The 13308-nt window shown below is 72.9% G+C and carries 17 protein-coding genes; 8 read left to right on the top strand and 9 right to left on the bottom strand.

The window, feature by feature from the left end; genetic code table 11:
- Nucleotides 1-184: 184 nt before the first annotated feature.
- From PV341_RS37725 to PV341_RS37735, 3 genes are all read right to left on the bottom strand, one after another.
- Nucleotides 185-532, bottom strand: coding sequence for a S26 family signal peptidase (locus tag PV341_RS37725; RefSeq protein WP_500332340.1), 348 nt, complete (start codon nucleotides 530-532; stop codon nucleotides 185-187).
- A 255-nt stretch (nucleotides 533-787) separates the two neighbouring features.
- A complete protein-coding gene (locus PV341_RS37730; RefSeq protein WP_500360175.1) occupies nucleotides 788-1213 on the bottom strand; it encodes a hypothetical protein in 426 nt (141 codons plus the stop codon).
- A gap of 283 nt (nucleotides 1214-1496) precedes the next feature.
- Entirely contained in the window at nucleotides 1497-2174 is a 678-nt protein-coding gene (locus tag PV341_RS37735; RefSeq protein WP_500332338.1) for a class I SAM-dependent methyltransferase, read from the bottom strand.
- Nucleotides 2175-2348: 174 nt separating this feature from the next.
- Here PV341_RS37735 and PV341_RS37740 point away from each other — a divergent pair, with 174 nt between their 5' ends.
- Nucleotides 2349-2783 carry a hypothetical protein gene (locus PV341_RS37740; protein ID WP_500360176.1) on the top strand — a complete coding sequence of 145 codons (435 nt, stop codon included), beginning with the start codon at nucleotides 2349-2351 and terminating at the stop codon, nucleotides 2781-2783.
- Complete coding sequence (locus PV341_RS37745) at nucleotides 2780-3241, top strand: group III truncated hemoglobin (protein ID WP_500360177.1); 462 nt, start codon at nucleotides 2780-2782, stop codon at nucleotides 3239-3241. The genes PV341_RS37740 and PV341_RS37745 overlap by 4 nt, the downstream gene beginning before the upstream one ends.
- A 288-nt stretch (nucleotides 3242-3529) precedes the next feature.
- Here PV341_RS37745 and PV341_RS37750 read toward each other — a convergent pair whose 3' ends face one another.
- Nucleotides 3530-4537: a zinc-binding alcohol dehydrogenase family protein gene (locus PV341_RS37750; RefSeq protein WP_500360178.1), complete on the bottom strand. Its 1008-nt coding sequence runs from the start codon at nucleotides 4535-4537 to the stop codon at nucleotides 3530-3532.
- A gap of 155 nt (nucleotides 4538-4692) precedes the next feature.
- Between PV341_RS37750 and PV341_RS37755 the strand changes: the two genes are divergently transcribed.
- A complete protein-coding gene (locus tag PV341_RS37755; RefSeq protein WP_500360179.1) occupies nucleotides 4693-4896 on the top strand; it encodes a hypothetical protein in 204 nt (67 codons plus the stop codon).
- A 30-nt stretch (nucleotides 4897-4926) separates the two neighbouring features.
- Here PV341_RS37755 and PV341_RS37760 read toward each other — a convergent pair whose 3' ends face one another.
- Entirely contained in the window at nucleotides 4927-5712 is a 786-nt protein-coding gene (locus PV341_RS37760) for a hypothetical protein (RefSeq protein WP_500360180.1), read from the bottom strand.
- Nucleotides 5713-5875: 163 nt separating this feature from the next.
- Between PV341_RS37760 and PV341_RS37765 the strand changes: the two genes are divergently transcribed.
- The 3 genes from PV341_RS37765 (at nucleotide 5876) to PV341_RS37775 (ending at nucleotide 7066) form a co-directional block, all read left to right on the top strand.
- Nucleotides 5876-6187, top strand: a complete 312-nt coding sequence (locus tag PV341_RS37765; RefSeq protein WP_500360181.1) for a hypothetical protein — start codon at nucleotides 5876-5878, stop codon at nucleotides 6185-6187.
- A 44-nt stretch (nucleotides 6188-6231) separates the two neighbouring features.
- Nucleotides 6232-6519 carry an SH3 domain-containing protein gene (locus PV341_RS37770; RefSeq protein WP_500360182.1) on the top strand — a complete coding sequence of 96 codons (288 nt, stop codon included), beginning with the start codon at nucleotides 6232-6234 and terminating at the stop codon, nucleotides 6517-6519.
- A 127-nt stretch (nucleotides 6520-6646) separates the two neighbouring features.
- The gene (locus PV341_RS37775) at nucleotides 6647-7066 is read left to right on the top strand and encodes a PPOX class F420-dependent oxidoreductase (protein WP_500332331.1); all 420 of its coding nucleotides are present in this window, start codon (nucleotides 6647-6649) and stop codon (nucleotides 7064-7066) included.
- Between the two features lie 15 nt (nucleotides 7067-7081).
- Here PV341_RS37775 and PV341_RS37780 read toward each other — a convergent pair whose 3' ends face one another.
- The 4 genes from PV341_RS37780 to glgA all read right to left on the bottom strand — a co-directional run bounded on the left by PV341_RS37780 (nucleotide 7082) and on the right by glgA (nucleotide 11503).
- Nucleotides 7082-7828, bottom strand: coding sequence for a TIGR03943 family putative permease subunit (locus PV341_RS37780; RefSeq protein WP_500360184.1), 747 nt, complete (start codon nucleotides 7826-7828; stop codon nucleotides 7082-7084).
- On the bottom strand, nucleotides 7825-8850 hold the full coding sequence (locus tag PV341_RS37785; RefSeq protein ID WP_500360185.1) for a permease: 1026 nt from the start codon (nucleotides 8848-8850) through the stop codon (nucleotides 7825-7827). Before PV341_RS37785 ends, PV341_RS37780 begins: the two co-directional genes overlap by 4 nt.
- 212 nt (nucleotides 8851-9062) lie before the next feature.
- Nucleotides 9063-10280, bottom strand: coding sequence for a glucose-1-phosphate adenylyltransferase (gene glgC, locus PV341_RS37790; RefSeq protein WP_499509120.1), 1218 nt, complete (start codon nucleotides 10278-10280; stop codon nucleotides 9063-9065).
- 17 nt (nucleotides 10281-10297) lie between these two features.
- Nucleotides 10298-11503 carry a glycogen synthase gene (glgA, locus tag PV341_RS37795; RefSeq protein WP_500332327.1) on the bottom strand — a complete coding sequence of 402 codons (1206 nt, stop codon included), beginning with the start codon at nucleotides 11501-11503 and terminating at the stop codon, nucleotides 10298-10300.
- Between the two features lie 145 nt (nucleotides 11504-11648).
- Between glgA and PV341_RS37800 the strand changes: the two genes are divergently transcribed.
- On the top strand, nucleotides 11649-12395 hold the full coding sequence (locus tag PV341_RS37800; RefSeq protein WP_500360186.1) for a class I SAM-dependent methyltransferase: 747 nt from the start codon (nucleotides 11649-11651) through the stop codon (nucleotides 12393-12395).
- Between the two features lie 59 nt (nucleotides 12396-12454).
- Nucleotides 12455-13156 (top strand): hypothetical protein, encoded by a 702-nt coding sequence (locus tag PV341_RS37805; RefSeq protein WP_500360187.1) that lies wholly within the window; start codon nucleotides 12455-12457, stop codon nucleotides 13154-13156.
- The last annotated feature ends 152 nt before the right edge of the window (nucleotides 13157-13308 follow it).

Genomic DNA, 13308 nt, shown 5'->3' on the forward strand with positions numbered 1-13308 from the left:
GGTGTCGGCCTGGGGCGTGGTGGGTGCGGAGCTCATGGTGGTGTCCTTCGGCGGTTCGGCGGCTGCGGTCCCTGCTCACGCCCTCGGTAGCAGGAGATGAATGTCCGAATAGGGCGTTTTGCCCTCTATGAACCACCTTCGCGCTGCGACGTCATGACCCCGTCCGCCGACCGTCACAGACGTGTCACGAGGCGCGGACCTTGCCCGCCGTGCGAGGGCGGGGGACACCGTCGACCGACGTGCAGATCCCGTGGACCCGGCCGTATCCGGTCCAGCCGTTGACATGGCCACGGTTGTTGCTGATCTGCACCCGTTTCCTGGCCGGGTCCACCGCGGACACCAGGTGCAGGTACACCGTGCCCGCGACACGGGCGAGCACGATGTCGCCGACCTCGAGCTTCGACGGGTCCACCGAGGCGACGGTCACCAGCCCGCGGCTGCGTATCAAGGGGACCATCGAAGAGCCGCTGGGCCGGAACTCGACGCTCGCCCCGCCGGCCAGCCTGCCCGCCACCGCGTCCAGTGCTCCCATGGGGCGATGGTGACGTATGCCCGCTCTGTCGGCCAACCGGTCATTCCGGCGCCCCGGATGACGTGCCGTCGGTTGACGGTCTCCGGCGGCGGCACGCGAGAAGGCGCGATTCACCTGCTGGGTGAAGCGCGCCGTGCGGGGATGGGCGCCGCCGGACGGAAGGACCCACCGGGCGAGTCCTTCCCGCGCCCGGCGTGGCGGCCGGCCCCAGGGCCTCGCGGCGGCCCCGCCGGGTCCTGCCGCGGGGTGGGACGGTCAGGGGGCGGTGCGGGTGTCGGGAAGGAGGAGTCCCGACCAGTCGCCCATGAGCAGCTGCGCCTTCCAGGTCGCGACCCGGTCCTCGGAGACCTTGTACTGTGCCGTCACCTCGGAACCTCGGGCCTCGCCGGTGGCCATGAGCACCACGATCCGGGTCTTGTCGACGACGGAGAGCCGGTCCTCGGCCTTGTCCGGCAGGGCGCCGGGCACGGCGCATCCGGACGCGCCCGCCGCTATGGGCAGGCCGGGCACGCCGCCCGGACCCGCCGCGCCCTTGTCGTCCCCGGGAATCCCCTCCCGTGAGCACGGTGCGGGGCGGTCGGCGGAGGTGTGGGTCAGGTGCGCGGCACCCGTGGTGCCGGCGGCGACCGCCAGGGCGGCCATCACCAGGGCGACGGGCCGCTGCAGTGTGTGCCTGGACATGGCAGGTGCTTCTTTCCGGGAGGTGTGCGGGGAGGGGTGTCGCGGAAGGGCGGAGGTCCGAGGAGGGCGTGAGGACCTCCGCCCCCGTCCGCGGCGGGCCGTTGCGGCCCGTGCCTCCGGCCGGCCCTGTCGGGCCGATGTCGTCGCCGGCGACGTCGTGCTCTTGCGTGAGCCGGAGAAGTGGCGATGTCTCCAGTAGGCCCTACGGCCGCTCACGCGTCACGTCGCTGGATTTCGGGACTTGACAGGAGCGTCGCCAGTCGGGGTGCCGGCGGTCCGTGGCTCAGTCGGCGCGCCGGTAATGGGCGGCGACGGCGGGCTGGCCGGTGTAGTTGGGTCCCGCATCGGGGTCGGCGCCGACGTAGCGCAGGGGGAGGCGGACGGTGCGTGGCCCGGTGAGCGTGAGGCGGTGGTGGCGCGCGCTGTAGGTGAACCCCTCGGCCCGTAGGGCGGCCAGGGCGAACCGCCCGGCAGGGCCGCCGTCATCCGCCCAGCGGATCGAGGCGGGGTCGAGGTGGGCGGTCAGCAGACCGCCGGGCCGGAGCCAGCCTGCGGCGCGGGTGAGCGTTGCGAGCCGGTCGCCGACGTAGTGGAGGCCGTGCACGCAGGTGATCAGGTCGTACGGGGCGGTGGGCTCCCAGTCCGTCACCGACGCCGTGACCAGCTCCACGGTGGGCGGCAGGGGTGCCGGTGCCAGGGGCCCCACCAGGTCGACGCCGGTCAGCCGCGCCGTCGCCGGCAGGCGGCCCGCGGCCTCCCGCAGGGCCAGCCCTTCCCCGCTGCACAGGTCGAGCCAGCGCGGCTCGGGGGTGCGGGCCAGCAGATGGCCGACCGGGTCGAAGCCGAGTTCGCGGGCGTAGCTGTTGGCGCCGGTCAGACCCCGCTCGCGGTTCATGGTGTTGTTGGCGACGACGGCGGTGCGCTCGAGCCGGTGGTCCGGCAGCAGATCGGGCGAGGTCATCGGACCATTCTCGGTGTCGATCCGCCTGTTCCCCAAGTGGGTTGGGGGGATTGTGACGGCCGACTCAAATATGCATCTGAAATGCACATTTACGCTAGGGTGAGGCATGGACCTTCACCGCATCCGACGCCATCCCGTGCGCACCGCCCGGCGCCACCCCGAGCGGAGGGCCCGGTGAACGCCGGCGCCGTCCTGGCGCAGGTGGCCGCGGTCTTCGTGTGGCTGGGGATGGTGCTCGGGATCTCGTTCCTGGAAGCGCCCCTCAAGTTCCGCGCCGAGGGGATCACCGTGCCCCTGGGCCTGGGCATCGGACGGATCGTCTTCCGTGCGCTGAACCGCGTCGAGGCCGTGCTCGCGGCGATCGTCGCCGTGGCGGTGGCGTGGGAGGTGCCGGGGCCGGTGGCGCTGGGCCTGGGCGCGGGGGCCGTCGCCGTGCTCCTTGCACAACTGTTCGTGGTCCGGCCCGCGTTGAACCGCCGCACGGCCGCCGTCCTCGCCGGGGAGACCGGCCCGCGCAGCCGCGCGCACCTGCGGTACGTCGCGCTCGAGGTGGTCAAGGCACTGTGCCTGGCAGGATGCGGCGCGGCGCTCGTCCTGGAGCGGCTGTGAGCGCGCCCGGGCCCGTCGCCGTGGCGGGCGGGACGGGTCGTGACCTCGCGGACCGTGCGGACGTCGAACGGCTGGTGACCGCCTTCTACCGCCGGGCCTTCGCCGATCCCCTGATCGGTCCGGTCTTCACCGAGGTGGCCCGGATGGACCTGGACGCGCATCTGCCGGTCATGTGTGACTTCTGGGAGTCGGTGCTGTTCGCGGCCGGCCGGTACCGGCGCAACGCGCCGGCCCCGCGTCTGGCCCTGCACCGCATGGCCCCGTTGGGCCCCGCGCACTTCGCCCGCTGGCTGGCGCTGTGGACCCTGACGGTGGACGCGCTCTTCCACGGTGAGAAGGCCGAACTCGCCAAGCGGCAGGCCGGCCGCATCGCCGGATCCCTCCAGCGCCGTCTGGCCGGCCGCGACGCGAGCGAGTACGTCACCATCCGCCGCCACGAAGGCGGCGAAGCGCTCTAGGATCCGCTTCGGCCGCCCCGGCGGCGGGCGCCCCCGCATCAGGCTGTCGTCGGCCGGGGACCCCTCGTCTCAGTCGCCGAGGAACCACAGGTGCAGGTGCTGTCCGTCGAGGACCCTGGTCGAGACCGGCCGGCTCCGGCCCCCAGACCACCCCCTGCTTGGCGCGAGCCTCGATCGTGCCGCTCGCGCTGCTGTCCTGGAGATTGATCACGGTCAGAGCCCAGGACGGCTCCGAGGGGTGCCGTGGCGGCGGTGCCGGAGAGGTGCCGCGTCCGCCGCCGGGAGCTGTCAGCGGGTGACGACGATCTTGCCGATGCTCCGGCCGGATTCCACCATCTCGTGGGCGCGGCGCAGCCCGGCGGCAGAGAAGTCCTCGATCGTGGTGGTGATGGTGCTGCGGATGCGGCCGTCGTCCACCAGGGTCGCGATCTTCTGCAGCAGGTTCTTGTGCTCGATCATGTCGGGGGTCCGGAACATCGGCCGGGTGAACATCAACTCCCAGTGCCACGCGATGCTCTTGGCCTTCAGCGGCAGCAGGTCCAGCCCCTCGGGCTCGTCGATCGCCGTGATGTGCCCGCCCGGACGCATGATCCGGGCGTACGTTTCGATGTTGCCGGCGGAGTGCGGGGAGAGCAGGTAGTCGACGCCCTCCGGCGCCGCCGCGGCGGCGGTCGCGGCGAGGTCGTGGTGGTCGACCACGGCGTCGGCCCCGAGCCCGGTGACCCACTGCGCCGTCTCGGGGCGGCCGGCCGAGGCCAGCACCCGCAGGCCGGTCAGCTGCTTCGCCAGTTGGATGAGGATCGAGCCCACACCGCCGGCGCCGCCCAGCGCGAGCAGGGTGCCGGTGGACCCGGCGTCGAGGGTGAACCGGTCGAAGAGGGTCTCCCAGGCGGTGATGCCGGTCAGGGGCAGGGCGGCGGCCTCCGCGAAGCCGAGGCTGCGCGGCTTGCGGGCCACGAGGCGCTCGTCGACGACCTGGAACTCGGCGTTGCTGCCGGCGCGGGTGAGGTCCCCGGCGTACCAGACCTCGTCCCCCACCTGAAGGGTGGTCACCCCCTCACCCACCGCCTCGACCACGCCTGCGCCGTCGAAGCCGAGGATGCGGGGCCGGTCGGAGGCGGGCAGCCCGGGGCGGACCTTGATGTCGACGGGATTGACCGACACCGCCTGCACCCGCACCAGTACGTCGCGGGGCTCGGGATCCGGCACCGGCACCTCGACGTCCACGAGGCTCTCGGGGTCCTCCACGGGCAGGCCCCGGTAGGAGGCGACGGCCCGCATCGTCCGTTCGGTCATGACCGCAGGCTCCCTCGGTGCGCTGACGGGTTCCGGCCAGCTTGTCACGCCCGTCCGTGCCCGGCAGCGGCGGCCGGACCATCCGGGTGCCGTTCCCGGGGGCTCCGCCCGGCGGCCGGGATGCGGGGCAGGGCCGGACGGGTCATCCTGACGGCATGCAGCGTCGCGTCATCGTGATGCCGCCATCGACGGGCGGCGGCCGGCGCGTCCGCGTGGACGGCGAGATCCTGGGGATCGCGTACCACCTCCGCGGCTTCCAGGAGTTCCTGCGGCGCGCCGGCCTCGATCCCGACGCCATCGACCTGGCCGACCCGGACCTCGTCGAATGGCGCGGGGCCGGCCCCGGCGTGTGGACGTGAGGTCCCCGCCGCGAAGCGGCAGGCCACCGGCTACGGCAGCTCCTCGCGGCGCGGCGCGCACCAGTCGACGAGCACCAGGCCGAACTCCCGCATGAGCTGGGCCAGTCCCGGCACCGCCACCGTCGCCCGCGCCGCCGGGGTCAGGCCCAGGGTGACGACCCGGTCGCCGGCGCAGCGGCCGTACACCGTGACCGGACCGACGCGGGCGGCGAACGAGTCGGCGACCCGCCCCTGTCCGTCCCGCAGCGCCACCCCCGCGTACGTGTGCGACGCCGGGAGCACGTCGAAGAGCCGCTGCCGGGTGAGCGCGCCCGTCAGCGGCTCGGCCGGCGTCTCCCGCAGGTGCAGCTCGTCGAACACCTGGACGGCCTCCTCGCCTTCCCCGACTGTTCGTGCGTGCTCCCGGAAGATCCGCGTGATGTCCGCCAGTTCCGCCTCGACCTGGGCCGCGCAGCGGCGTTCCACCAGTTCGGCCTGGCGCCATTCGTCCTCGTGGACCTCCAGGTCGTCCGCGGCGGGGTCGGCCGGCGCCAGCGGCGGCAGCTCCGCGCAGAGCGTCGGCAGGGTGTAGGCGACCTGCCGCGGGTCCACCGTCCCCAGGCGCCGGAGCGTCAGGACCAGCCGCCCGGAGGCGAGGTAGGCCGTGCGGTCGGCGGGCTGCGCCCGTACGACCTGCCACACCGCCCCGCCGAGGTCGAGCCGGGTCTCCGGCGCGAAGGACTCCGGGAGTTGTCCTGAGGGTAGTTCCGAGCGGCCGAACGGCAGTCCGTCCGCCGCGTCGACCAGCGTCACTTCGATCAGGCTGTCCTCGGGCATGCGCGCATGCTATCGAGGGGGCAACCGGGCCGGGGTGGGGGCCTGTTCGGGCTCGACGCCAAGACGAAATGTCATGGGCACGCAAATTTTCCCCACCCCCTCTACCCGCATAGACAACGGGCCGCCATCCTGATCCGCGACACCCCCCACGAGAGGACCATTCATGAGGACGGTGACCAAGACGCTGGCCGCCACCGCCGCAGCGGCGGCGTGCGCACTGATGACGCAGCCCGCGCACGCCGCGGTGCCGCCCGAGCACGCGATCATCGTGTGCCAGAGCGCCAGCTTCTACGCCAACTACGACAGCGCCTCCGGTCCCCACGGGCTGATCCGCGTCCTGGGCTACGGCAACAAGGTCGGCCACACCCGCGGCGCCCACCCCGTCTACAACGGCTGGGCCGCCACCTTCGACTTCGGCAAGGGCGACTGGGGCTACGTCCGCATCGAGTGCCTCGGCGGCTACGGCTCCTGGTGACCCCCTCCCGCACCGTCACCCCCACGACAGGAAGGACCACCCGCATGCCCGCACCCCGGATGCTCCGCGCCGCCACCGCCGTCGCGGCCCTCACCGTCGCCGTGCTGACCACCGCCGTGCCCGCCCGGGCGGCCGACGGGACGATCGGCCGGCGCGAGACCGTCTGCGCCCAGGACCTCTACGTCCGCACCGCCCCGCTGGGCGCCTGGATGGGCACCCTCTACAAGGGCCAGACCTTCACCGTCGAGAGCAAGCAGGGCGACTGGGCCTACGGGTTCGCCTACGGCGACATCAACCGCCACGGCTGGGTCCAGGACGGCTGGTTCTGCTGACGTGCCGACCCGGCGCGCGCCCCTTCGACGGACACCGCGGGGCGCGCCGGGTCCGGGCCGCCGTCCGGCCGGGCGGGATGTGGCACGGTGAGGGCGCAGCGCCGAAGATCACCGAGAAGGAGTTCCCGTGTCCAAGCCCCCGCTTCCCCCGGCCGCGATCGAGATGCTGAAGAAGCCCAACCCGGCCGTGATCACGACGCTGAGGGCCGACGGCCAGCCGGTGTCCACGGCCACCTGGTACCTCTGGGACGACGGCCGGGTCCTGGTCAACATGGACGGTGGCCGCAAGCGTCTGGAGCACATGCGCAACGACCCCCGGGTCACCCTCACGGTCCTGGACGAGGGGAACTGGTACACCCACGTCACCGTGGTCGGTCGCGTCGCCGAACTGCGCGAGGACAGCGACCTCGCCGACATCGACCGGCTGGCCCAGCAGTACCTGGGCCGCGCCTACCCGCAGCGGGACCGCGAGCGCGTGAGCGCCCTGATCGAGGTCGAGCGCTGGCACGGCTGGGGCACGCTGAAGGACAGCAGCCAGCCGGGCTGACCGGGGGCCGGTGCGTCAGCCCTCGTACGGCTCCGACGGCGCCCGCACCGGCCGGGCCCGGCTCACGTCCAGGAACGGGATGGGACCCTCGTTGACCGGGTCCTTCGCCCTGCGCGCGGTGTAGGTCCCGGTGACGTCCAGCCAGGCGTCCGGCCGCAGGACGGGCGGCACCTGCCCGGTCAGGCCGATCTTGACCGGGCGGGCGTCGGCCGCGCAGCAGTTGAGCACCATGCGGGTCAGGTACGGGGTGCCGTCGCGGCCGATGCTGACGAACCCGGTGAGGGTGACCTGACGGCCGCCCAGGGACCGCCCGTGGTCGTAGACCGCCCGGCCGGCGTAGTCGGCGGTCTCCATCCGCAGCGGGTCCCCCGCGGGCAGGGCGGGGAAACCGAAGGGGCGCGGGACGGACGTGCCGGTCCGGGCGGCGGAGTAGGAGCCCAGGGCGGGCGGGGCGACCAGGACGAGCGCGACGAGCGGCAGCACCAGCAGCCACGCGACCTTCGGCTCGCGGTGCGGGTGCGCGTGCCCCGCGTCGTGCGCATGCCCCTCGTCCGGGTCCGCCCCGGTACGGCGAGCGCGGCGGGGGCGGCGCAGTTCGTACCAGACGGTCGCCAGGGCGGCGACGACCAGCACGGCGCCGGCCGCCAGCAGCAGCGGCTGCAGCCCGGCCTTGACGTAGCGCAGGTAGAGGTCGCTGAGCCCGGCGTGGAGCATCGCCACCCCGGTCAGGAGCAGCACGGCGGCCTGTGCCTGCCGGTTCACAAGAACACCGTCCCGGTCAGGGACGCCACCACGACGGCCACGGCGAAGGTGGCGGGCGCGAACCGCACCGCGAACGCGCGTCCGAACGCGCCCGCCTGCAGCGCGAAGAGCTTCAGGTCGATCATCGGCCCCACGACGAGGAACACCAGCCGGGCGGTGAGGGAGAACTGCGACAAGGACGCGGCCACGAAGGCGTCGGCCTCCGAGCAGATCGACAGCACCACCGCGAGCACCGCCAGCGCGAGCACGGACACCACCGGGTTGCCCGACGCCAGCCGCAGGACGTCCTCGGGCACGAAGGACTTGAGCGTGGCCGCCGCCATCGCCCCGACCACCAGGAACCCGCCTGCGTGCATCACGTCGTGCCGTACCGAACCCCAGAACGCCGCACCCTTGCCCTGCCCCTCGGCCGACGGGTGCGCCGCGGGGCGCAACCGGTCGGCGTGCCCCAGACGCTGCCACAGCCAGCCCATGGCGCAGGCCACCAGCAGGCTCGCGACGAACCGGGCGACTACCATGCGCGGTTCGTTCGGGAAGGCCACGGCCGTGGCGGTCAGCACCACCGGGTTGATCGCCGGCGCGGACAGCAGGAACGTCAGCGCCGCCGCCGGAGCCACCCCCCGCCGCACCATCGCCCCCGCGACCGGCACCGACGCGCACTCGCAACCCGGCAGGACCGCCCCCGCCACGCCCGCCACCGGCACCGCCACCGCGGTCCGGCGCGGCAGCGCCCGCGCGAAGAACGACGGCGGGACGCACACCGCGAGCACCGCCGAGAGCACGACGCCCAGCACCAGGAACGGCAACGCCTGCACCACCACCGCCACGAACACGGTCATCCAGCTCTGCATCACCGGCGCGGACAGCGCCCCGCGCACCGGTCCCTGCAGCATCAGGGCGACGAGCAGCAGCAACGTCAGCACCAGCGGCGAACTGACCCGCCACCCCTGTTCCGGATCCGGCCGCCCGGCGTCCTGCCGTGCGGTCCCGGCCGGCGCCGGGGCCTCCTTGGTGACGGTCACGGGCGTGCTACCTCCGGCGGGCAGGGGGACGTGAGGAAGGAACTGCACCCTCCCTACGCCGCGGCCCGTCACGCCGTCTCATGCCCCGCCAGGACTTTGCGCAGCCTTGGTGCGGGCAGTCCCACGATGGCGGCGAACGCGGCGGGAGCGGGGGAGGAGCGGCGGGCCCCACCGCGGTGTGAGTCCGGCCCGCGCCCGGCCCGGCCGCCCGGTCAAAGCACGTGCTGGCCCTTGCCCAGCGCGATGACACCGTTGGCGGAGGCGTGGTAGAGCTCACGGTCACGCTCCGGGTTGACGCCCACGGTGGCGCCGGCGGGCACGACGACGTTCTTGTCGAGGATGGCGCGGCGCACGACCGCGCCGCGCCCGATGCGGACGTTGTCGTGCAGCACCGACCCCTGCACCACCGCGCCCTCCTCCACCACGACCCCCGGCGACAGCACGGACTGCGTGACCTGCCCGGAGATGATGCAGCCCGGGCTGACCATCGACTCGCCCGCGATCCCGCCGGCCACGAACTTCGCCGGGGGCAGCCGCAGCGAGTGCGTGTACAGCGGCCACTGGTCGTTGTAGAGGTTGAAGACCGGGTGGACCGAGATCAGGTCCTGGTGGGAGTCGTAGTAGGCGTCCAGGGTGCCCACGTCCCGCCAGTAGCCGTGGTCGCGGGCGGTCTCGCCGGGCACGTGGTTGTCGTCGAAGTCGTAGACCTGCACCTGCCCCTTGGCGGTCAGCAGCGGGATGATGCTGCCGCCCATGTCGTGCACGGAGGAGTCGTCCTCGGCGTCCTGGGCCAGCGCGTCCAGCAGTACCTTGGTGGTGAACACGTAGTTGCCCATCGAGGCGTACACCCGGTCGGGGTCACCGGGCAGGCCCGGCGGATCGGCGGGCTTCTCCAGGAACCGCTCCACCCGCACCCCACCCGGTCCCGGGGTGATGATCCCGAACGAGGAGGCCTGGTCACGCGGGATGCGGATGCCCGCCACCGTGGCCCCCGCTCCCGCCTCGATGTGCTGGCGCAGCATCTGCCGGGGGTCCATGCGGTACACGTGGTCGGCGCCGAACACGACGATGTAGTCGGGCTGCTCGTCGTACACCAGGTTCAGCGACTGGTAGATGGCGTCCGCGCTGCCGAGGAACCACCGCGGGCCCAGCCGCTGCTGCGCCGGGACGGGGGTGACGTAGTTGCCCAGCAGGTTCGACATCCGCCAGGTGGTGGTGATGTGCCGGTCCAGGGAGTGCGACTTGTACTGCGTCAGCACGCAGATGCGCATGATGTCGCCGTTGACGAGGTTGGACAGGACGAAGTCCACCAGCCGGTAGGCGCCGCCGAACGGCACCGCCGGTTTGGCGCGGTCGGCGGTCAGCGGCATCAGCCGCTTGCCCTCGCCGCCCGCGAGCACGATTCCCAGCACCGAAGGTCCGCCGCGCATCCCTGCCCCCTTTGCCGCTACCGCCCTTGCGACTTGCCGATCTCCTCGTACACGCCCACGGTGCGGCGGGCCACCGCGTCCCACCCGAACTCCGCCACCGCCCGCTCGCGTCCCGCCGTCCCCATCCGGGCCGCCGCCGCAGGATCGCCGGCCACCGCGCCGACCGCCGCGGCCAGCGCCGCCTCGAAGGCCTCCGGGTCCTTCTCCTCGTACGGCACCAGGAGCCCGGTCACTCCGTCCTCCACCACCTCGGGGATCCCGCCCACCGCGGAGGCGACCACCGGGGTGCCGCACGCCATGGCCTCCAGGTTCACGATGCCCAGCGGCTCGTACACCGACGGGCACACGAACACCGCGGCGTGCGTGAGCAGTTGCACCACCTGGGGCCGCGGCAGCATCTGCGGGATCCAGATCACCCCGCCGCGTACGGCCTGCAGTTCCTCCACCAGCTCGCGGAACTCGCGGTCGATGGCCGGGGTGTCGGGCGCCCCGGCGCACAGCACGATCTGCAGGTCCGGATCGATCCGCCGGGCGGCCCGCAGCAGGTGCGGGACCCCCTTCTGCCGTGTGATCCGGCCGACGAACAGTGCGTACGGGCGGCCCGGGTCGACGCCGTGTGCGGTCAGCGCCCCCGTGGACCCGTCCGGCCGGTACAGGCGCGTGTCGATGCCGTTGTGGACCACGTGCACACGCGCCGGGTCGAGCGCCGGGTAGCTCCGCAGGATGTCCGCGCGCATCCCGTGTGATACGGCGATGACGCCGTCGGCGGCCTCGACCGCCGTCCGCTCCGCCCAGCTGGAGAGCGCGTAGCCGCCGCCGAGCTGCTCGGCCTTCCAGGGGCGCAGCGGTTCGAGGGAGTGGGCGGTCATCACGTGCGGGACGCCGTACAGCAGTTTGGCCAGGTGGCCGGCGAGGTTGGCGTACCAGGTGTGCGAGTGCACCAGGTCCCGGCCGGCCAGCGCGGCGGCCATCGACAGGTCGACCGACAGGCTGCGCAACGCCTCGTTCGCGCCCCCGAGCTCCGCAGCGGCGGCGTGCCGGCTGACGCCGGGGCCGCCCGCGTCCTCCGTGCCTCCCGTCACGTCCGCGCCGTCCGCCCCGGCCCAGCAATGGACCTGAAGATCCGTCAGGGACCGTAGCTCGCGCGCCAGGAACTCCACGTGGACGCCCGCCCCGCCGTAGACGTACGGCGGGAACTCCCGCGTGAGCAGTGCCACCTTCACGGGCGCCTCCCCGGGTCCCGTCGCCGTGTTGGGACATCCATGCCCCGCAGAACGGTGTTCGATCCGTCTTCCCCGGCTTTCGCCGTGTGATGCCCCGCGCGGAATTCCTTCGACTTCGCCGCCCGCTTGGTGGATCGTCGGGCGCATGCGACAGGACGAGATCTGGAGCGAGGAGACCGCCCGGAACTACGACACCCCCGGTACCGGCATGTTCGCCCCGGACGTACTCGGGCCGGTCGTGGACCGCCTCGCGGGACTCGCCGACGGCGGACGGGCGCTCGAGTTCGCCATCGGCACCGGCCGCGTGGCCGTGCCGCTCGCGCGGCGAGGCGTACCCGTCAGCGGCATCGAGCTGTCACAGCCCATGATCGACCGACTGCGCACCAAGGCGGACGACGCGTCGATCCCGGTCGTCACCGGCGACATGACCGCCGCCCGCGCCCCGGGCACCTTCCGGCTCGTGTACCTCGTCTACAACACCATCTCGAACCTGCTCACCCAGGCCGCACAGGTCGCGTGCTTCCGCAACGCCGCCCGCCATCTCGAGCCGGGCGGGTGCTTCGTGATCGAACTGTGGGTCCCCGAGCTGCGCAAGCTGCCACCCGGCCAGCAGGCGGTCGTCTTCCACTCCGAATCCGGCTACATCGGGCTGGACACCTACGACGTCCTGGGGCAGCGGGTCGTCTCGCACCACTTCCGGTTCACCGACGGCGAGCCGGCCCGGCTGTTCCGTTCCCCGCACCGTTACATCTGGCCCTCGGAGCTCGACCTCATGGCCCAGCTGGCCGGATTCACGCTGGAGTCCCGCCACGCCGACTGGCAGGGCGCCGAGTTCACCGCCGAGTCACGCTCCCACGTCTCCGTCTACCGGCTCCCCGCCGCCGAAGGGTGACCGGGTCGCCCCCCGCTGCCCCGGCACGGTTCAATGCCGGAATGGTGGAGTGGGCGCACATGCCTGACTGCTGGTCCGACGTCGATCGCGTTCCGGAACTCCTGGCGCGGGTGGAGTGCCGGGACGACCCTGAAGCGTGGAAGGAACTGGGGTGGCGCCTCGTGCTCGAGCACGACCTGGTGTCCCCGGCGAGCTTCGCGTCCCTGCCACGCCTCGTGCGCCTCGCCGCGCACAGCGCGGAGGCACGCGCCCTGGCCGGGAGGATCCTGGCGCGCGCGGCCGGCCGGCACGGTTGCGACGACCTTCTGGCCGGTTGCGCCGCCGTGATCGCGAAGTTCGGCGAGGTGCTCGACCGGCACCTGCGGTCGAGGCCCGCCGACTACCTCGCGTCCTTCCTCGCCCTCCTCGCGGTGAGGGGGGAGTACCACTGGGCGAACGTCCTGGAGGGCTTCACGGACGACATCATCAGAGTGGAGTGTCCGCACTGCGGTGTCGAGGTGACGATCGCCGTCGGCGGCTTCGGGTGCTACGCGCAGGTGTGGGACGGGCCTGAGGAGATCCGGCGGGACCTGCGTGCGGCGGACGCAGGGGAACTCACCGGAACGGGCCGGTGGATGCACGGGATCTGCGTCCGCGACGGTCAGCGGGCCCTCGCCGACGGGATCGCCCACTTGTTCGGTTCGGCGGAGTGCCCGGGCTGTGCCGGCGTGTTCAACGTCGCGGACGAGTACTCCTGCGCCAACCGTCCGGTCATGTGGTGACTGGCGCTCCTAGGCCGTGTCGTCAAATGCCCGCCTGCCCAGCGACGCCTGGCACGGCACTCCCCCAGCCTTCGGCCGGGGGTGCCCCCACGCTGCGTTGTCGAATCGTCCGAGTAGCCCACTACGAGGACGACTCTCCGCCTTGCGATGCA

Origin of the sequence: Streptomyces sp. PA03-1a (assembly GCF_033792805.1) — a bacterium.
Lineage (GTDB): Bacteria > Actinomycetota > Actinomycetes > Streptomycetales > Streptomycetaceae > Actinacidiphila.